Source organism: Anabaena azotica SJ-1, from assembly GCF_047275885.1.
GTDB classification, from domain to species: Bacteria; Cyanobacteriota; Cyanobacteriia; order Cyanobacteriales; family Nostocaceae; genus Trichormus_B; species Trichormus_B azotica_A.
The window spans coordinates 4,510,993-4,531,638 of the sequence record NZ_CP178454.1 but is presented as its reverse complement, the minus strand read 5'-3'; the positions used below and the strand labels follow the sequence as shown (position 1 = coordinate 4,531,638).

The 20,646-nt window shown below is 39.1% G+C and carries 20 protein-coding genes; 5 read left to right on the top strand and 15 right to left on the bottom strand.

Annotated elements, in window-relative coordinates; all coding sequences use genetic code 11:
* Positions 1–71: 71 nt before the first annotated feature.
* From ACLLO5_RS19795 to ACLLO5_RS19780, 4 genes are all read left to right on the top strand, one after another.
* On the top strand, positions 72–1,256 hold the full coding sequence (locus ACLLO5_RS19795) for an NAD(P)H-quinone oxidoreductase subunit H (protein WP_413172199.1): 1,185 nt from the start codon (positions 72–74) through the stop codon (positions 1,254–1,256).
* A 359-nt stretch (positions 1,257–1,615) separates the two neighbouring features.
* Positions 1,616–2,155 (top strand): GAF domain-containing protein, encoded by a 540-nt coding sequence (locus tag ACLLO5_RS19790; RefSeq protein ID WP_413176139.1) that lies wholly within the window; start codon positions 1,616–1,618, stop codon positions 2,153–2,155.
* Between the two features lie 176 nt (positions 2,156–2,331).
* Positions 2,332–3,543, top strand: a complete 1,212-nt coding sequence (locus tag ACLLO5_RS19785; RefSeq protein ID WP_413172198.1) for a class I SAM-dependent methyltransferase — start codon at positions 2,332–2,334, stop codon at positions 3,541–3,543.
* A gap of 314 nt (positions 3,544–3,857) precedes the next feature.
* Positions 3,858–4,736 (top strand): NAD(P)-dependent oxidoreductase, encoded by an 879-nt coding sequence (locus ACLLO5_RS19780; RefSeq protein WP_413172197.1) that lies wholly within the window; start codon positions 3,858–3,860, stop codon positions 4,734–4,736.
* Positions 4,737–5,028: 292 nt separating this feature from the next.
* On the opposite strand, the gene ACLLO5_RS19775 is transcribed toward ACLLO5_RS19780, so the two are convergent.
* The 15 genes from ACLLO5_RS19775 to ACLLO5_RS19705 all read right to left on the bottom strand — a co-directional run bounded on the left by ACLLO5_RS19775 (position 5,029) and on the right by ACLLO5_RS19705 (position 18,971).
* The gene (locus ACLLO5_RS19775; protein ID WP_413172195.1) at positions 5,029–5,577 is read right to left on the bottom strand and encodes a single-stranded DNA-binding protein; all 549 of its coding nucleotides are present in this window, start codon (positions 5,575–5,577) and stop codon (positions 5,029–5,031) included.
* A gap of 326 nt (positions 5,578–5,903) precedes the next feature.
* A complete protein-coding gene (locus tag ACLLO5_RS19770) occupies positions 5,904–7,136 on the bottom strand; it encodes an FAD-dependent oxidoreductase (protein WP_413172194.1) in 1,233 nt (410 codons plus the stop codon).
* A 226-nt stretch (positions 7,137–7,362) separates the two neighbouring features.
* On the bottom strand, positions 7,363–8,199 hold the full coding sequence (gene hypB, locus ACLLO5_RS19765; RefSeq protein ID WP_413172193.1) for a hydrogenase nickel incorporation protein HypB: 837 nt from the start codon (positions 8,197–8,199) through the stop codon (positions 7,363–7,365).
* Positions 8,190–8,531 (bottom strand): hydrogenase maturation nickel metallochaperone HypA, encoded by a 342-nt coding sequence (hypA, locus tag ACLLO5_RS19760; RefSeq protein ID WP_413172192.1) that lies wholly within the window; start codon positions 8,529–8,531, stop codon positions 8,190–8,192. The genes hypB and hypA overlap by 10 nt, the downstream gene beginning before the upstream one ends.
* Positions 8,532–8,661: 130 nt before the next feature.
* Positions 8,662–9,765 (bottom strand): hydrogenase expression/formation protein HypE, encoded by a 1,104-nt coding sequence (hypE, locus tag ACLLO5_RS19755; RefSeq protein ID WP_413172191.1) that lies wholly within the window; start codon positions 9,763–9,765, stop codon positions 8,662–8,664.
* Positions 9,766–9,883: 118 nt separating this feature from the next.
* Positions 9,884–10,099, bottom strand: coding sequence for a tautomerase family protein (locus ACLLO5_RS19750; RefSeq protein ID WP_413172190.1), 216 nt, complete (start codon positions 10,097–10,099; stop codon positions 9,884–9,886).
* Positions 10,100–10,123: 24 nt separating this feature from the next.
* Positions 10,124–11,275, bottom strand: a complete 1,152-nt coding sequence (gene hypD / locus ACLLO5_RS19745; RefSeq protein WP_413172189.1) for a hydrogenase formation protein HypD — start codon at positions 11,273–11,275, stop codon at positions 10,124–10,126.
* Between the two features lie 69 nt (positions 11,276–11,344).
* Positions 11,345–11,593, bottom strand: a complete 249-nt coding sequence (locus tag ACLLO5_RS19740; protein WP_413172188.1) for a HypC/HybG/HupF family hydrogenase formation chaperone — start codon at positions 11,591–11,593, stop codon at positions 11,345–11,347.
* Positions 11,594–11,863: 270 nt separating this feature from the next.
* Positions 11,864–14,221, bottom strand: coding sequence for a carbamoyltransferase HypF (hypF, locus tag ACLLO5_RS19735; protein ID WP_413172187.1), 2,358 nt, complete (start codon positions 14,219–14,221; stop codon positions 11,864–11,866).
* Between the two features lie 39 nt (positions 14,222–14,260).
* Positions 14,261–15,406 carry a hypothetical protein gene (locus ACLLO5_RS19730; protein ID WP_413172186.1) on the bottom strand — a complete coding sequence of 382 codons (1,146 nt, stop codon included), beginning with the start codon at positions 15,404–15,406 and terminating at the stop codon, positions 14,261–14,263.
* 193 nt (positions 15,407–15,599) lie between these two features.
* A complete protein-coding gene (locus ACLLO5_RS19725; protein WP_413172185.1) occupies positions 15,600–16,367 on the bottom strand; it encodes a Uma2 family endonuclease in 768 nt (255 codons plus the stop codon).
* A 127-nt stretch (positions 16,368–16,494) separates the two neighbouring features.
* Positions 16,495–17,307, bottom strand: coding sequence for a NifU family protein (locus ACLLO5_RS19720; RefSeq protein ID WP_413172184.1), 813 nt, complete (start codon positions 17,305–17,307; stop codon positions 16,495–16,497).
* Between the two features lie 93 nt (positions 17,308–17,400).
* Positions 17,401–17,625 (bottom strand): hypothetical protein, encoded by a 225-nt coding sequence (locus ACLLO5_RS19715; RefSeq protein WP_413172183.1) that lies wholly within the window; start codon positions 17,623–17,625, stop codon positions 17,401–17,403.
* Between the two features lie 9 nt (positions 17,626–17,634).
* Positions 17,635–17,898, bottom strand: coding sequence for a hypothetical protein (locus tag ACLLO5_RS19710; protein WP_413172182.1), 264 nt, complete (start codon positions 17,896–17,898; stop codon positions 17,635–17,637).
* An 89-nt stretch (positions 17,899–17,987) separates the two neighbouring features.
* On the bottom strand, positions 17,988–18,971 hold the full coding sequence (locus tag ACLLO5_RS19705; RefSeq protein ID WP_413172181.1) for a hypothetical protein: 984 nt from the start codon (positions 18,969–18,971) through the stop codon (positions 17,988–17,990).
* Positions 18,972–19,677: 706 nt separating this feature from the next.
* On the opposite strand from ACLLO5_RS19705, the gene ACLLO5_RS19700 reads away from it, so the two are divergent.
* A complete protein-coding gene (locus ACLLO5_RS19700) occupies positions 19,678–20,640 on the top strand; it encodes a hydrogenase (RefSeq protein WP_413172180.1) in 963 nt (320 codons plus the stop codon).
* Positions 20,641–20,646: the final 6 nt, after the last annotated feature.

Below are 20,646 nucleotides of genomic sequence, written 5' to 3'. Positions count from 1 at the left end.
AACCAATCGGGTCTGGTTAGCATCGTAGCGGTTCCATACAAATTGTTGACAACGGAAGAACACCAAAATCTATGAGTAGAATAGAAACCCGCACTGAACCAATGGTGCTAAATATGGGACCTCATCACCCATCAATGCACGGAGTTCTGCGGCTAATTATGACACTGGATGGCGAGGATGTCGTTGACTGTGAACCAGTCATTGGCTACCTGCATAGGGGAATGGAAAAAATTGCCGAAAACCGTTCTACCGTCATGTATGTCCCCTACGTCAGCCGTTGGGACTATGCAGCGGGAATGTTTAACGAAGCAGTTACAGTTAACGCACCTGAAAAATTAGCAGGTATTACAGTTCCCAAACGCGCCAGCTACATCCGCGTGATTATGCTGGAACTCAACCGTATCGCCAACCATTTACTATGGTTTGGGCCTTTTCTCGCTGACGTGGGCGCACAAACCCCCTTCTTTTATCAATTCCGGGAACGGGAAATGATTTATGATCTGTGGGAAGCTGCCACAGGTTATCGGATGGTAAACAACAACTACTTCCGTGTTGGTGGTGTAGCTGCTGATTTACCCTATGGTTGGGTAGACAAGTGCTTAGAATTTTGTGAATACTTTATCCCCAAAGTAGACGAATACGAACGCTTAGTTACTAACAATCCCATTTTCCGGAGACGGATCGAAGGTATTGGTACAATTACCCGCCAAGAAGCAATTAACTGGGGTCTTTCTGGCCCTATGCTACGTGGTTCTGGCGTAAAATGGGACTTGCGAAAAGTTGACCACTATGAATGTTATGACGACTTCGACTGGGAAGTACAGTGGGAAACAACCGGTGATTGTCTCGCCCGTTACATGGTAAGAATGCGGGAAATGCGGGAATCGGTAAAAATCATCAAACAAGCTATCAAAGGTTTACCCGGTGGTCCCTACGAAAACCTGGAAGCCAAGCGTTTGATGGCTGGGAAAAAATCAGAGTGGGATGGTTTTGATTACCAGTTTGTCGCCAAAAAAGTTGCCCCCACCTTCAAAATTCCCACAGGTGAAATCTATTCCCGTGTAGAAAGCGGTAAAGGGGAACTAGGTATTTATCTAGTTGGTGATAATAATGTTTTCCCCTGGCGGTGGAAAATTCGCGCTGCCGATTTCAATAACCTGCAAATTCTACCTCATTTGTTACGAGGAATGAAGGTAGCGGATGTGGTGGTAATTCTTGGCAGTATTGACGTAATTATGGGTTCTGTGGATAGATAACCCAGATGGCTGTGATCTAGTTTAGGCAGGAGACAGGAGGTAATTAGTTTTTAATTATTTATTTTCTGCTCTCCTCCTCTCCGCATTATCAACGATGTTAAATTTAGTTAAAAGTTAATTTAAATAAAAAATATCATATATAATACGAGTCTAAAATATTAGATTCTTATATTCAAAAAATAAATTTTTAGTTAAAATTGCCATAAAATTCATTTTTATCCGTTATTTAATAATCATCAATGTCTCCATATCTCGAATAAGAAGATATTTTTGCGGTTTTAATTTCAACCCTTTGGCAAAACTACACTTAATTGTTTGTTAAAACTACTGGTAATTTACTAAGTTATTATTTGAAACCTGTGCAAATTCATCCTCATTCAGAATATGAGCATATCACCCATCGGCATAGTGAAGAGGGTTTGCGAAGACTGCTTACCCGCTTAATTAAAAAAATGCAACGGGATAAATTAGTCAGAGAAACGATGAATCAACTGAGAGAATCACTCCAAGTTGACCGTCTGATTTTGTATTACTTTTATGAGCAATGGCAGGGTCAGGTAACATTTGAATCTTTGAGTTCACAGGAATTCTCTATTCTGGGTTCAACTGGTGAAGATGATTGTTTTAATGACAATTATGCAGCTTTATATTTAGCAGGACGGGTCAGAGCGATCGCTGATATCGAGATAGAACCTATTGAAACTTGCCACCGAGATTTTCTTCGTAGTATGCAAGTTCGCGCTAACTTGGTAGTACCAATTTTGACACCAACAGGTTTATGGGGGCTATTAGCGGCACATCAATGTCAAGAAACTCGTTTGTGGTCTCCATTAGATATTGAACTGATGCAAACTGCTGCCAGAACTCTGGAAACAAGTCCTTATATTATTGAAAGTTAGAGCAGGAGTCAGGAGTCAGGAGTAAAGGGTAAAACTCTCTTCCTGTCTAAGTTTCAATTTAGATTCTGTACCTCGTTGATCTGCAATCTGCTGTATGTCATGATGAGCATTTAATTTTTAATTTTTAATTTTTAATTGCTACCTCCCCATGTTCCCATCTCTAAATTACCAATTTTATGGATTCCAACCTGCTACTGTGTGCAGCTATAGCCCAACGCATTAATACTAGTCCCCAACGCCGTATTACCTTTGCAGAATACATGGACATGGCGCTATACCACCCAGAACATGGCTACTATTCTAGTGATGCAGTCAAAATTGGGTTTCGGGGTGGTGATTTTTTTACGTCTTCTAGTCTGGGTAATGATTTTGGTGAATTACTGGCTGTGCAATTTTTCCAGATGTGGGAGATATTAGGACAACCAAGTCCTTTTCATCTGGTAGAAATGGGAGCAGGTCAAGGCACTCTGGCATCTCATATCCTCAATTACCTTAAATTACAACACCCAGATTTTTTGACGGCGCTGGAATACATTATTGTTGAGAAATCTCCAAGTTTACGAACACAACAGCAGCAAAAGTTAGAGGATTTCTCTGTGCGTTGGTGCAATTTGGAAGAGATTACACCTAATTCCATCGTTGGCTGCTTTTTTTCTAATGAATTAGTTGATGCTTTTCCAGTGCATCAGTTTATCCTAGAAGCAGGGGAACTGCGGGAAATTTATGTAACTACCCAGGAAAATGGGGAAAATACCGCTTCTGATTTTTCATTTATAGAGGTGGTGGGGGAAGTATCTACAGCACAGTTAGCAGCATATTTTGATTTGGTGGGAATTGAGTTAAATCCCAATGTGTATGAAGATGGCTATCGTAGTGAAATTAATTTAGCTGCTCTTGACTGGTTGGGTATAGTGGCAGACTGCTTGCAACGGGGGTATGTGCTAACTATTGATTATGGCTATCCTTCCAGCCGTTATTATCACCCCAGGCGATCGCAAGGAACTCTACAATGCTACTACCATCATCGTTACCATGATCATCCTTACATCAATATTGGGCGACAAGATATCACCGCCCATGTTGACTTTACGGCTTTGGAAAATTGGGGAAAAAGGTGTGGTTTAGATGTAGTGGGTTTTACACAGCAAGGTTTATTTTTGATGGCATTGGGTTTAGGTGAAAGAATAGCGTCCCTCTCCTATCAAGAACAACCCATTTCACAGCTGCTAAACCGCCGGGAAGCCTTACACCAACTAATTGAACCGACAGGACTGGGAAATTTTGGAGTTCTAGTACAAAGCAAAGGATTGAAAAATGAAGAGGCTTTGCGATCGCCTCTGGCGCTGGCGAAGAGCCAATCGCTCACAGGATTAACCATACCAAGCTAGAGGTGAAAGTCAAAGGTTAAAACTCTATTTAAGAATCCTGTATTAGTCTTTCTTCGACTAGGATAGCAGTGATTGCTTTGAAGTTAATAACCTTAAGGAAGTAATAACTATGACTGCTCATGACCTCATTGTCTTAGTAACTCTACTTAGTCCCGGTCTCTTACTTTCAGTTATAATTATGGCTACTTTTGCCGCAGGTGGCTGATTTTGGGGGGATTGGGGATTGGAGATTGGCAGGAAAAATTAAAAAAAATTCCCTATTCCCTATTCCCTATTCCCAATGACTAATAACCAATGACAAAGGAACATAAAACATGAAGGTGGCATTTCTGGGAACTGGATTGATGGGACTACCGATGGCTCAAAGGTTATTAGCTGCAAATGTAGAGCTAATTGCTTACAACCGCACCCCAGAAAAATTAGCACCACTGCAAGCAGCAGGGGCAAAAATTGCGACAAAACCACGTCAAGCAATTAGCTCCGCTGATTGTATAGTTCTGATGCTATCTAACGCCGCAGCTATTTATCATGTCTTGCTGACAGACACTTCTTGGCACACTTTATCAGGACGCAGTGTTATCCAAATGGGAACACTCACTCCTCCAGAAAGTCAAGAAATCAGAGATGCAGTTGTGGCAGCTGGCGGTGAATATATAGAAGCTCCCGTACTCGGTAGCATCCCAGAAGCAGAAACTGGCAAATTAATTGTCATGGTAGGTGCCCAATTAGAACAATATGAGCGTCACCTCAAATTACTACAACATTTTGGACCCGAACCTGTACACATTGGGCCAGTAGGGTCAGCCTCAGCATTGACATTAGCACTCAATCAACTCATTGCTTCCCTTACTACTAGCTTTGCGCTCAGTTTGGCTTTTGTCCAAATGCAAGGCATTGATATAGACTTGTTTATGCGAATCCTGCGCGATAGCAAACTTTACGCGCCAACCTTTGATCAAAACCTCAAACGGATGTTGGAAGGTAATTATACCAATGCCAACTTACCCACCAAACAATTGATCAAAGAAATAGATTTATTTATCTCTGAAGCTAAATCCCTGGGTTTGAATCTCAGCAGTATTGAGGGAGTTAGACACATCTTGAAATCAGCAATGAATATGTCCTATCCAGAAGATGATTATTCATCAGTCTTTCCCGCTATCCGAGAATGGGGTGAGGTCAGTGGGGAATAGGTGACAGGTGACAGGTGACAGGTGACAGGTGACAGGTGACAGGTGACAGTAAGAAGGGGAGCAGGGGAGCAGGGGGAGATGGGGAGGATGGGGAGGATGGGGAGGATGGGGAGGATGGGGAGGATGGGGGAGAAAATTAATTCTTTCTTTTTCCTGAAATTCTGCCTCCTGCCTCCTGCCTCCTGCCTCCTGCCTCCTGCCTCCTGCCTTCTGCCTTCTGCCTTCTGACTCCTGACTCCTGACTCCTGCCTTCTGACTCCTGACTCCTGCCTTCTGACTCCTGACTTCTGCCTTAAAATGGGATGTCATCTGGATCTGGTTCTGCTTCTGTGACAGGTTGATAAGACTGATGCTCAAAGGTTGCAGGTGCAGGTTGGTAGGTGGGTTGGGGGGTCGTTGGCTGGGGTGCTATACCTGTAAAATTTGTAGCTGGTGTTGGTGTGGATGGTGTTGGCGCTGAATAGGCTGGTTGATATGTTTCTGGGGGACGCTGTGCTTGAGGCGCTATGGTAGCGGCTGGTGGTGGAGTTGTACTCATAGCTCTACCGATCGCGTGAATTTTCTGTACGGTCAATTCTGCACGTTTTTCTTTAAAACCTTCAGGACGGTCAAAGGTGTTCATTCCTAAGCGTCCTTCGATAATAACGCGATCGCCTGGTTGATAGGTTTGATGAATTTCTTTAGCCAAATTACCCCAACCCACCACTTTTAACGGATGAGAAGGATCATCTGGTTTCACACCAGGGACATGAACTATCATTTCTGTCACTTCCAACCCGTCTGGTGTATGACGCAGTTGGGGTGCATCATAAATTTCTGCCATTAAAATACAACTGTTCATATATTTATTCCTTTCAAGAAAAAAAAGTTTAGGGGTTTAGGGGAGGAAAACGTTTTTTCATTTGTAAAAGGTGGATAGCGCCACCTGTGGGTCATAATTTTGTCACGCTTATTTTTTACTGATTTACTTTCAACACACTGCGATCGCTCAATCTAAGTTAACAGATTTAGGTTCCCTAAAGGAATAGGAGAATTTTGGTTAACCACCATATAACAAAAGTCAAGCGAGAACGTTGAACAGCTATGTACATAGTTGTTCAGGAACTGCGCCTGACCGAAACGAGCATTTAATTCTGCATGAATAGTACAAGTATACCATGAATAACTTTAAATCTGAACATGAACAGGAAAAATACCCAAAGCAATTAATCGGGCAGGGAGATCACGTAAAATAGGTAAACGTAGCAATAGAGGCGGCTGGAAAGTTTGATTTTCAGTCAGAATGGGGGCAAATATCCGCTTTTGGATCAAAGTCTGAAATGCTTGAATGATCCGTGTAGGTAACTCTCTGTGCTGCTGTACTTTTGCTAAATCGCTAATTTCTACACGATGTTTTTTAAGCGGTTGACTCAATATATTTGCGGTAACGACAGCATCTTGAATTGCATAATTTATACCCACACCACCCACAGGTGACATGACATGGGCTGCATCACCTATGAGTAGCAGTCCGGGACGATACCAACGCTTAACTAGGCTAGATTCAACACAGAGAAAAGCTATTTGTGACCAATCTCGTAAAAGTTCGATGCGATTAGCTAATTCTGGTACTGTATCAATAATGGATTTTTTTAATTCTTCTAAACCAGCAGCACGCAGTTTTTGATAACCACCTTTGGGGATAACATAGCCCATTTGCCACTCATCACCACGGTCTAGCATAACTACAATCTTACCAGAACCAAAGCGTCCCATACCCCCTGCAAATTCTTCTGGCTGACGGGGGAGACGAAACCAAAGCACATCCATAGGTGGCGAAGTTTCCACAGACTCAAAATCACCCAATTGTCTTAATTTTGAGTGACGACCATCCGCACCTATTGTTAATGTAGCGCGTACTTCATGCCAACCGCCTTGTCCACGATAACGCACACCTCCAATTATACCATTTTCTGTAATTAATTCCTGCACATTTGCACCCAAAATTAAATGGAAATTGGGGTATTTTTGTGCTTCTTGGGTGATAAATTCTAAAAACCGCACCTGGGGAAGCATCATAATATAAGGGTAAGGCGTTTTCAGGCGACTAAAATCTGCAAAAGTGATGGTTTCTTGGGGAGTTTTTACCTGAAGGTGGCGCATTTTGGTGTGGGGTAATTGCAAAAGGCTATTACTTAAACCCAACTCTTCCATAATTTGCATTACCGCAGGATGAATAGTATCACCACGAAAATCCCGGTCAAAATCTTTGTGTGTTTCTAGCAGATACACAGAAATTCCTTGACGTGCTAAAAGCAGAGAAAGCACAGCCCCCGCAGGGCCACCACCAACAATACAACAATCTGTATTTTGTACGTCTAAAATCTCGTGTTCTAAAGGAAGATTGTGATTTGTAGACATAAAATTGCCCCTGTTTTTTATATTTTCAATCAAGGTAGGGGCGAAGCATTCGGGTGATAAACTATAGCTGAAACCATTAATATTCTGTCCGAATGCTTCGCCCTTATGATTAATGAATCGGTATTCTAGCAAGCCGGGTGATAAACTATAGCTGAAACCATTGATATTCTGTCCGAATGCTTCGCCCCTATGATTCATGAATCGGTGTTCTAGTCAGCAACTTCATCTATTTTTCAGCAGTTGCGTGAACAGTGGACATTGATGGTGCAACCGAATTAAACAAAAACTTATACCAATCGTCCAAACCTTCTCCCGTAGTAGATGAAACTTGGAAGATTTGTATTTTTGGGTTGACTTGTTTGGCGTATTCTATACAGCGTTGTACATCAAATTGTAAATAAGGTAACAGGTCAATTTTGGTGAGAATCATAATTTCGCTATTCCGAAAAATATGAGGATATTTAATCGGTTTATCTTCCCCTTCTGTCACAGAAAGAATCACCACTTTAGCCTGTTCTCCTAAATCAAATAAAGCAGGACAAACTAAATTACCCACATTTTCAATCATTAGTACAGAATCTAATGGCGGGTTTAGTTGTTGTAAACCCCTTTCTATCATTGATGCATCTAAATGACAGCCTGTACCTGTGTTAATTTGTACCACTTTACAGCCCGTAGCTTTAATCTTTTCTGCATCATTGGTAGTTTCTTGATCACCTTCAATCACGCTGATAGATAATTTGTCTTTTAAATCATTAATTGTGCGAGTTAATAAAGTAGTTTTTCCCGCACCTGGAGAACTCATTAAATTTAAAGCGAGAATATTTCTACCTTTAAACCAGCCTCGATTTTGGGCGGCTAATAAATTATTTTTACCTAAAATTTCTTGTTCTAAGGATATCGTTGTATTATGAACCTTGGCGTGCATATTTGCTGGTTCTTCTTGATGATGGGTATGGGTGATGACAGTCCCATCTGCTAAAGTATGAGTGTGATGATGTTCATGTTCTAAGTTAGTAATTGTTGCTTCTTTATCATCAGAACATCCGCAGGTTACACACATAATTCCTCCACTTCTATTTCTTTAATATTTAATTCTTCACCCGTTATTAAATCCAGTTTAACACTACCACATTCACAAATTCCAAAGGGTTTATCTACATAAAATGTAGCACCACATTCACGACATCTAGCCATTCCCGGTATTTCTAATATTTCTAATGTCGCACCTTCTACTATTGTACCTTGGGCGCAAATATCAAAACAAAATTTAATGGCTTCTGGCATAATGGCGGAGAGTCTGCCAATTTCTAATAATACTCTTTGAACTTTTTTATTTTGGGCGTTTTCGCCAACTATGGCGATGATGTTTTGAGTTATTCCTAATTCGTGCATTTTAGTTGATAGTTGATAGTTGATAGTTGATAGAAATTGTAGGTTGGGTTAAGCAACAGCGCAACACAACAAATTTATGATAACTGTGTTTTGAAGATGTTGGATTTCCTTGTGTCAACTCAACCTACTGTTAACAAATTCTTGGGAGTTGATCACCTACTAGCATATCAACTATTCTTTCTGCACCAAAGGCGGTTTTTAATAGGACTATTCCTGGTGGTGTGGGGATTATTTCACCTATGATAGATGCTTGTTTTCCTGTGGGATGATTTTTCATGGTTGATAATATTAATTCGGCTTTTTCTCTGGGTGCAACTATAACTATTTTTCCTTCGTTGGCTAAATATAAAGGATCTAAGCCGAGTATTTCACACACTCCATTTACTTCTTCTCTCACAGGAATGGCATTTTCATTGATGCGTATTCCTACGTTGACTGTGAGGGCAAATTCATTTAATACTGTGGCTAAACCTCCTCTGGTTGCATCTCTCATGGCGTGAATTTCTGGACAAATATTAATAATTTCTGCGACTAATTCATGTAATGGTTGACAGTCACTTTTTATATCTGTTTCTAGTTCTAGTTCTCCTCTAGCAATTAATATTGCTGTACCATGATTTCCTATTTCTCCGTTAATAATTACTACATCTCCTGTTTGAATGTTGCGGGGAGAAATATCAATATTTGCAGGAATGATGCCAATGCCAGTAGTGTTAATAAATAGTTTATCGGCACAACCACGATTAACTACTTTTGTGTCTCCTGTGACTATTTGCACTCCGGCTTTTTGTGCCGCTTGCTGCATACTGAAAACTACACGACGCAATGTTTCTACTGGTAAACCTTCTTCTAAGATGACGCTACAGGTAAGATACAATGGTTTTGCACCACTAACTGCTAAGTCGTTAATGGTGCCATTAATTGCTAATTCTCCTATGTCTGAACCTGGAAAAAATAATGGGTCTACAACATAGGAATCTGTGGTAAATGCTAATCTATTTCCATGTTGGGAAAGACTGGCTAAGTCAAAACTTGCTTGGTCTTCTAATTGGGAAAGAATAGGATTATCAAAACTTTTGACAAAAATATCATCTATTAAATCTCGCATGGCTTTACCACCACTACCATGGGCGAGGTTAATATGTGTATCCCTGATTTTACCCTGTCGACGACGGACTTGTTCTATTTTTTGAAATAGGGGATTTTGAGATTCTTGATTGTTATAAATTGCCATCTTAAGTTGCTTAGTAAGTTACATCTAAAAAAATAATTGTGTTTTTCTTTTTTTATTGGCGACTTTGCGTAAAATATTTTAATTGGTGCGTTAACAATAGCGTAACGCACCCTACGAATTATCTACCTGTTTCTTCGTGTCTACCAGCGTGTTTATCGGAATGTAAAACACCACCAACAGCCCAGTTATCTCGTTCAAATTCATCAATATGGACAGTTATCCATTCGGGTTTAGTACCTAGAGAGGAAACTAAAGCATCAGTTACAGCTTGGACTAATTTCCGCTTTTTTTCTATGGAGTGACCTTTACCAATTTGAACAGTAACAAAAGGCATATATTTTTCCTCAAATTGTGCATTTTAGACTGATAGAGGTTCGGCAGATACACCTGATTTATCCCTTTTTGCCATAGTTGAAAGTCGCCCATATTTGTAATATGCTGCACAAGCACCTTCGGAGGAAACCATACAAGCCCCTATGGGGTTTTCTGGTGTGCAAGCTGTTCCAAATACTTTACATTGCCAAGGTTTTAAAACTCCTTTGAGAATTTCTCCACATTGACAGGCTTTATGATCTGCTATTTTTAAGTTAGGAATTGTAAATTTAGCTTCGGCATCAAATTGGGCGTATTCTTCCCGAATTTTAAAACCAGAATTGGGTATTTCTCCTAAACCACGCCATTCAAATTGTTCACGCACTGCAAAAACTTGATTCATGGCTGCAATAGCGTTTTTATTTCCGGCTGGTTCGACTAAACGGTTATATTGATTTTCAACTTGACAACGTTTTTCTACTATCTGTTTTAATAACATCCAAATTGATTGGAAGATATCTAATGGTTCAAAGCCAGAAATAACGATGGGTTTATGATATAATTGGGAAATAAATTGATATGGTTCTGTTCCTATAACCATGCTTACATGACCAGGCCCAACAAAACCATCAAGTTCTAAATCTGGGTTATCTAATAATGCTTGCAGGGCGGGAATAACTAATACATGATTGGAAAACATACTAAAGTTAGTGATGTTTTCTGCTGCTGCTTGGAGGATGGTAAATGCGGTGCTGGGGGCGGTGGTTTCAAAGCCTAAACCGAAGAAGACTATTTCTTTGTTGGGGTTTTCTTTGGCTATTTTGAGGCTATCCAAGGGTGAGTAAACCATGCGAATATCGGCACCCTGGGCTTTGGCTTGTAAGAGGCTGGTTTTTGAACCGGGTACGCGCATTGCGTCGCCAAATGTGGTGAAGATGATGTTGGGGTTTTGACAAAGTGCGATCGCATCATCTATCCTACCTTTAGGCATGACGCACACTGGACAACCAGGCCCATGAATGAGTTCGATATTATCCGGTAATATTTCTTCGATTCCATATTTGAAAATGGAATGGGTATGGCCTCCGCATACTTCCATTATTTTGAGGTGTTTGTCTATTTTTTGGCTAAGTTTGGCTATTTCTTTTTGTAATGCTTGGGCTTTTTCTGGGTTGCGAAATTCGTCTACGTATTTCATATCAATTTTTAATAAACCGCGAAGGCGCGAAGGACACGAAGGAAGAGGGAAGAAGGAAGAAAAGAGGTTTTAAGTGTAAGCTTGGGCTATTTCTTGGAGAAGTTGTAATGTTTCTGCGGCTTCTTGTTCGTTGATTCGGTTCATTGCAAAACCAACGTGAACTAATACCCAGTCTCCTATACATTTTTCGGGTGGGTGTTGTTCGTCAACTATACAAGCTATGTTTACTTGGCGTTTTACTCCTCCAACATTAACCATAGCTAGTTTATGTTCAGGATTGGTTATTTCAACTATTTGTCCGGGTATTCCTAAGCACATTTTTTATTTTCCTTTTTTAAGAGTTACTAACCATATAAACACAGAGGTTTTTATGTAAGTATTCAAGATAGAGAATACTTCAAGTCAAGAGAATAAAGGCTTTTTTAATCAATTTTGATGATTTTGACAAAATCTCTCTTCTCTCTATTCTTAATTTCATCAGCATTCTGACTCCTGACTCCTGAATTCTTACATTTTTATATAGGTTGTTAGTGGAATCAAAACATACATTTATCAAAAAAATAAAACGGTAAAAGCCTTTTCATTCTATTACCTGTCACCTGTCACCTTTAAGTAATTAGCAGCAGCTATAACAGCTTGTCCTAATGATAAACCACCATCATTTGCAGGGACTATGCTATGGGTGAGGACGTTTATTCCTGTTTTTTGTAAGCGTTTGGTTACTTGTTCTAAAAGAATACGGTTTTGAAATACTCCTCCTGTTAATGCAACTTGATTAAATTTGTATATTTGGGACAATTTTTTAACTATTGTAGTAATTACACTAGCTAAACTGATATGAAATTTAGCAGCTATTTCTGATGGTGAAATTTTCTGCTGTAAGTCGTTGAGTATCCCCAACCATAGAGGGGCAGAGTCTATACAATAAATCTTATCGGAATTTTCAAAATTAAAGGGATAATTTAGAGTTTCTTCATCATTGTTTAAAATATTTACATCCGCTATGGCTTCCATTTCTATTGCTGCTTGTCCTTCATAGCCGCATTCTTCCCGACAAATACCTATTGCAGCTGCTACTGCATCGAATAATCTACCTACTGATGATGTTAAGGGTGAGTTAATACCTTTGTCTATGATTTGGTTGAGTAATTTAGGATTTTTATTTTCTAGAAATCTTATTATTTCTAAATCACTATATTTTTGGTTTATTTCTTCCCATGTCAAAGCGTTGATTAATTGGGCATAAGCATTTCTCCAAGGTTGATAAATTGCCTGTTCTCCTCCTATCATGGGTATGGGTTTAAATGTGGCTATTCGTTCAAATTGATAATAATCAGCTAATAAAAATTCTCCACCCCATAATTTTCCATCTACACCATATCCTAACCCATCAAAAGCTATTCCTAAAACTGGTTCTGAGTCTAAAGGAATTTTATTTTCTGCCATGCAAGCGGCTATATGGGCATGATGATGTTGAATTTCATTTAATTGAATTTGGTTAACCGTTGCTAATTCTTTACCAAGTTTAGATGATAGATATTCTGGATGTTTATCAATGGCAATTATTTCTGGTTTATGGGCGAATAAGTTTAAATATAAATTTAGAGTATCTTGATAAGCATTAAAAGCCGCAGCATTTTCCAAATCTCCCAAATGTTGAGATAGAATAGCCTCACCTTCACGTAATAAACAAAAGGTATTTTTTAACTCGCTACCCATTGCTAAAATTGGTGGTACTTTCTCAAATCCTGATGGTAAAACAATCGGTGCAGGTGCATATCCCCTTGCACGTCTGAAAGTTTGTATTTTACTATCAATAACTCTCACAACAGAATCATCAACGCGGTTAACAATATCGCGGTTATGTAAAAGAAAATAATCTGCTATCTTTCCTAATTTTTCTTTTGCATCTTCATTATCTATACATTGAGGTTCATCGGAAATATTACCGCTAGTTAAGACTATTGGTAATTTCATTCTTCTAAGAATTAAATGATGTAAAGGCGTGTAAGGAAGCATAAAACCAAGAGAATTTTGTCCTGGTGCAACCGAATCAGCTACTTTTTTATCTTCTTTTAATTTTAATAAAACAATAGGTGCAGCGGGACTAGTTAATAATGCTTGTTCCAAATCATTAATATAACAATATTCACTAATTATATTGATATCTCTTGCCATTAAAGCAAAAGGTTTATGATAACGGCGTTTGCGTTCTCGTAATTTCTGCACTGCCGTTTCTTGAGTTGCATCACAAGCTAAATGAATGCCACCTAACCCCTTAATAGCAACAATATTTCCCTTTTGTAATAACGTGCAAACAGCATCAACATCATCCAACATCGAGAACATATCAGAAATGACAGGTTTACCATCAGCCCTTTCTATCCAAGCACGAGGTCCACAGGTAAAACAAGCTACGGGTTGGGCATGAAAACGCCTATTTTCCACATCTTGATAATCTTTTTCACACTCTCCACACATTGGAAACTTCACCATGCTGGTGTTATTTCTATCGTAGGGAATAGCGCGAATAATACTCAAACGCGGTCCACAATGAGTACAATTAGTAAAGGGATAACGAAAATAACGACTAAAAGGATCAAAAATTTCCTTTTGACATTGGGGACAGGTAGCCGCATCAGCAGCAATTTCTGTTTTTATAGTATTATTAATACTGTGAGAAATCACAAAATCATCAAAATCAAACTTTTCCAAATACCGACTTCTCACCAACTCATTAATTTTCGCCAAAGGCGGACATTCTTCATACAACTTATCTACGAACTCTTGTAGCTGTTTCTCACTTCCACAAACACGAATTAAAACCCCTTCCCCATCATTACAAACATCACCCTTTAAACCAAAACTTTTCGCCAAACGATACACCGTAGGACGAAAACCCACACCTTGCACAGTACCACGCACTCTAATTTCTTCAATATACATCTTTCCTCCTCCGTGCATCTGCGTCTCTGTGTGAAATAATCAAAACTTGCAAATCAAAACCCGATTATTACCCGAATCAGAAATTACCGCAATCTCACCACAAACCTTAATTCCATAACACCAATTTAAACTTTGTCGCGTTGGTAAACCAAAATTCCGATTTTCGCTTTTAGTTGTAAACTTATCTTGTCCCAGCACACCATCAGCATCCGCACCATGCAACAATAAAATAGATTCTCGTCTCTTCCATCCTAGCAAACGAGAATTAGCTGTATCTGCAACTATTAACCAATCTCCCGCAGCATCTACACCATAAGGCATACTTAAACTACTACGACTAGGGAAATAAACTCCTTGATTTAATTCCACAAAATTAAAGTTTTTTTGCCCTAAAACCACCGCACAAGGACTATTATTTTCTGTTGGTATACCATCCCAAATCATTACTCGGTTATTACCCGCATCAGCAACAACTAAATTCCCATCCCAAATCGTTATATCATGACACCAACGCATACTGGAAGCAGTGGGAGAAGCACCCCCATTTTCATTGCGATATATCATGTCTGGTTGTCCCAAAACTATATCTGCTGGTTGTCCATTTTCTGTTGGTATTTGATTCCAAATCAATAAACGGCGATTTCCGGTATCAGCTACAAATAATTTATTTTCATAACATAAAATCCCATAAGGCCAATGTAAAGTATTAGCCGCAGGTTGCTGACTTCCTCTATTATGTTCGTTATCAATAAAATTAGCTTGTCCTAATACTAAATCTGCTGGGACATTGCTATCTTCTGGGACATTATGCCAAATTAAAATGCGATGATTCCAAGCATCAGCTACGGCTAAACCTGTACCACATTTACAAATACCTGTAGGGACACTAACTGTAGATTTTCCAGGTGTACCTTTAGCATTTTGTCCTTCATGATAAAAGTCCGGTTGTCCGATTACCCAGTCAGCTGGTTGATTATCTTTTGTGGGTAAATTTCGCCATCCTAATAACCTATGGTGTCCTGTATCTGATACCCATAATGGTCCGGTTGGTGAGATTAAACAAGCTGCACGAGGTCCAAACATTGTTGAGGGAGTTGGTGCCAGGGGAACAGCCATTTTTTCAGTGGTGATGCTGTTTCCTAAGATTATTTCTGCACCGTTGGAAGATAGGGGTATTTGGTTCATTATTGATCTCACGCAGAGGTGCAGAGAGAAGGATAGGGTTTTTGGGTGTTTATTTATTTAAGAATATTTGTAGATGGAAAGATGTAGTTATAATGGCAATGGTGCGTTACATTTTATTAACGCACCAAATATTAACGCACCAAATTTTATGACTATACAAAAAATAACGCTGTAAACCTACCATCCAAAGATATTACTCTAGTTCTGGTTCTATTCCTAAAGCACGTAGTTGGGCTATGAGGCGATCGCTTTTTTGTCGTTCCTGTTCAGCCCGTTCTCGTTCCTGTTCAGCCCGTTCATCACCATCTAATAATAAATTACCATCTAAATCCCACCAACGTAACCAAGGTAATTCCACATTTTGATATTCACCTTGCCATAGACCTATCTCAACATTTAAATGTTTAATAGGATAATGTCCCCTTTCATTTGGTGATAACAATTCATAGTTTCCACCAATTAATTCATACATTTCCAAACTAGCTTTACTAGCTTCGTAAATACCATAAAAAGCAGGTTTAATTACCTGTTCATAAATCCAAAATTTACCCTTCCAAGGTGTTTTATCTCTTTCTTCTTCACCATTTCCAGACACAAATTCTAAGGCAATTAACGGGGAAATATATTCTTGCCACAGCACATAAGAACGGCGTGTTTGCCCTTTTAGAGTAGCAGGAACATTAGGAACATAAAACCAATCTGGAGCTTCTGCACCTCGTTCTGGTGGGTCAATAATGCGCCAGTAGATACCTAAATCTTGCCCAATACAATATTCCCCATCAGAATGTAATTGTTTGAGAACAGGGGTAATAGATGCTGTTAGTAGAATACTTTGGGGATGTTCTTGCCAATTTTGACCTACGGTACGCTTCGCTAACACAAATGTACCATTAGATTCTGGTAATTGGGTATGATCTGGGAGGCTGGTTTCTGTATAAGGACGATCTGTGGTAAATTGCATAATATCCTCAGATTTTATCTCAATTAGGTAAAAAATAGTCAGAGCGATCGCGTAAACCCTGACTTGTTAGTTCTCTGATCTTATCGTGTACGTTAATCAAATATAACCCACTAGATTTTATTTGTGTTTATTTTTCTACTTTTACATAAACTTTATCACCCTTGACTCTCACCTCATAACTTTGTAGGGAAACACCAGGTACAGTTAAGCATTCACCTGTCTTTAAATCATATTGAAACTGATGAGATGCACAAGTAATAATGTCATTTTCTACTGTTCCTTTATCTAAAGGAAAGCCCAAATGAGAACAAGCATTCCGATAACAATTTATCTTATCACCTTGTCGGTATAAAATCACGTTATGATTTTCCAGTCTAACTGATAATACATGATTTTCAGGAATGTCATTTACATTCGCCACTCCCATCCAATAAGAATTTGTGGAATTAGGAATAAGTGGCGAATTAGAACTATGATTAACGGCAACTATATTGGTGAGTTCTGGACAATATTTTTTAATAGTTTGTTCTACTAACTGAGTTAAGGTTAAAGTCGAACTAGCACAATTACTACAACTACCAATTAATTTAATTTCGACCCTATCGGGTGGTTTAATTGCTACTAATTCCACATCCCCATCATGACTTTGTAAACTGGGGCGAATTTCGGCTAATGCTGTTTGTATCCGTTCTGATAATGGTGGTTTGACTAAGTTGTGATATAACAAAACTGCATAAACTATTTCATCATCTACCGCATGACGTAAAGCTGATATATTTTCTTGTTTCAGAGTTTTAATTAAATTAGTTAATGCAGCTTTATGAAGAGATTCAATAGCCCGTTGCAACCCTACAGCCACACATCGTTGATTTTCATCCCACTCAGAAATAATTGCTTCAAATCTCTGAATATCAGCTATCAACTCATTTAAATTATCCATAAATTATCTGTGTTAATTTGTGGTTAATAATAATTCAATCCCCCAGACAAATCTGTAGGGATTGATAACTTTCAAATTTGTATTTATTAAAACTCATTTCATCCTGAAATCTTTAAGCAAAAAAGGCATCATTCCACCCGTAATGATACTGGATGCAGTAATGGGTATACACAGGGGAATTTCTAACTGTGCTAGTAATACTAATATTAGTGTACCGACACCACTAGCAATGGTTGTTTGCCGGAGAAAATAGACGGGATCACGAAATAGTTTACCCTTCAACAATAACTTCAAGGAAAACCAGCCAAGTTGCAACATATAAATCTCCTAGTAATTAGATAAAAAATTCATCATAAATAAACCTAAAATAATTGCTGGAATTACACCAGCAGGGGCTAATAAACTGCCAATTGTGGCAGCAAATTGATAGCCTATATCTTTACCTGCTAGGAACATTCCACCAATTGCACCGCCAATCATTGATAAAATTAAAGAGATAATTAACCAAGTGAATGCGGTTTGTAAATTTAAGTCCGTATTCAAACTATGTAAAAAATCTCTGAATCCCGGATTATTGATAAATTCCAACATAGTAATTTTCCTACCTTTGTGAATTTGTTGGCTTCAGAACAGAATTCAAGACTACGTAAATTAAGTCCGATGGGAGGGACTAAAGTTAATCAAGTTAAAATGCTAATTGCTTGAATTTCTGCTTGTAACTCTTCTAGTGCTTTGGCTACAATTTCAGCTTGTTCTGTTTGTTGATGTGCAGTGAATATTTGCCAAGCTTCTTGATAATATACTTGTGCTTTTAACAAGTTTTCTTGATTCCCTAACTCTGGCTTTTCGGGATTGTCTGGTAAGTTGAAAAGGGCGTTAGCTTTGTTAGAAATAGTGTTAGCATATTCTAAGGGTGTATCTCTGGGATTACGCACCTTTATGGCTTCGTTGTATGCCTCAATAGCCCGTAAATTATTCTCTACCGGGTGGGAACTGATTAAATATTGCAAAGCATTACCTAAGTTATTTTGCAACATTGCATATTCCCTGGGATGGTCAATGAGGTTAATATGTTTGAGTGCAACTTCAAAAGACTGTACTGCTAACCCTTGACGTAAATATTCCCGTTCTGATGCCATTGGCATAGAAAGATAGGCGATCGCAATGTTATTGTATAAAATCGCATATTCTTGGGGGTAATCCTGCCAAGTAAACACCCGCAAAGCCTCGTGATAGGCTTGGATGCTATCAGTTATCCGCGCTAAATTGTAGGGAACTAGGGATTGCAACACTAACCCTAAATTCATCTGGGCTTCTGCTACCTCTTCTGGTGTAGCATATTGGTGTAAAATTTCTAACGCTTCCTCATAATCGGCTTTAGATTGTTGTAGTAATTGAGGGGTAGAATCGGGACTAATTTGTAATATTCCCGCCATTCCTATTTTAGTTCGTGCTTTCAGTAAAGGATAGTCATCACCACACATTTGATAGGCGTGATAAAATAACCCCATCGCATTCCGTAAATCTTGTGAATTTTTCGGTTTCTTTTGAAAACCTTGGGCTATTTCTATCAGCATTTGGATTTTTTCCTCTGCTGTAGCCGACTCCGAAGATATGGCTGTAATAGCAGCGTTGACAGCTGAATCTGTAATACTAGGGGTCATAGTTGGCGGACTCTAGCCAGTTGGGGAATTTAGTCATGAATAACCGCACACGCGCGGTAAAAAGGCTGGTTTACGCAAGTTTCGAGATTCCCCAATCTCACATTTTTTCATCTGAAGATGAAACACAGAGAAGCCAAAAAGCCAAAATCAAAATTAGCAGGTATTTTTACCTAAAAAAACAATGAATGCTCCTTGATTTCCCAAAATCAATCTTTATCACTATAAAGCAAACACTTGATAAAATTCTAGAGGGAAATTACCAAGATTAATATTCGTTTTAATTAATTTTAAATTTCCAATACTGCTTTTGGTATCTCTATTTTACCAGTTAGCTATCAATTGAACAATTTCTAGGCTAATTTATATATGGTTTTCCTGATTATATCATCAGAATTAGATTTTTATTTCTGAGGATTTTTTTAACGCAGAGGTACGCAGAGGTAAGCGCAGAGGTTCTCGGAGGAGTTGGAGAGGTGTCAATCCAAGATCCTCAAGTTCTCAGGAAAATTTTAATTGATTTAAACAATACCTGAATTTATTATAAAATAATATATATTGATCCATGGGCTAAATTCTCCGCAATTTCTGAACAAGGATAGTTAAGAAGTGAATCATGTTTCTCATTTCCTTGCGTATCTCCTCATCCACACAGACAGAATAATTCTGTTTATCTCGCTACATCAACAACAGAAAAATATATCGGCCAATGACGAATGTACTCTGGCTTCAAGGTGGTGCTTGTTCCGGTAACACCATGTCTTTTCTTAATGCTGAAGAACCTACTGCTTGCGATTTAATCGCTGATTTTGGGATTAAAATTCTTTGGCATCCTTCCTTGGGTGTGGAACTGGGTAACAACCTACAAACTCTTCTATGGGACTGTGTTTTAGGTAAGACTCCTTTGGATATTTTGGTATTTGAAGGTAGTGTAGTTAACGCCCCCAATGGTACAGGTGAATGGAATAGATTTGCTGACCGTCCTATGAAGGATTGGTTAACAGATTTATCCCAAGCTGCTAAATTTATTGTGGCGGTGGGAGACTGTGCAACTTGGGGAGGAATTCCCGCTATGTCACCTAACCCAAGCGACTCGAAAGGATTACAATTTCTCAAACGAGAAGAAGGCGGTTTTTTAGGTAAGGATTTTGTTAGCAAAGCGGGTTTACCTGTAATTAATATTCCCGGTTGTCCAGCACACCCTGATTGGATAACGCAGATATTAGTGGCAATTTCCACTGGACGCATAGATGATATCGTTCTCGATGAACTACACCGTCCCCAAACTTTCTTTAACACCTACACCCAAACAGGTTGTACCCGCAATATTCACTTTGCTTACAAAGCCACAACAGCGGAGTTTGGACAACGCAAAGGTTGTCTATTCTACGACTTGGGTTGTCGTGGGCCTATGACCCATTCCTCCTGTAACCGCATCCTCTGGAACCGCGTATCATCGAAAACTCGCGCCGGAATGCCCTGTTTAGGCTGTACAGAACCAGAATTCCCCTTCTATGACCTCAAACCCGGAACGGTATTTAAAACTCAAACCGTTATGGGTGTTCCTAAAGAAATACCACCTGGAGTCAACCATAAAGATTACGCAGTCCTCACCGTTGTGGCAAAAGACGCAGCCCCAAAATGGGCAGACGAAGACTTTTTTACTGTTTAGGTAATG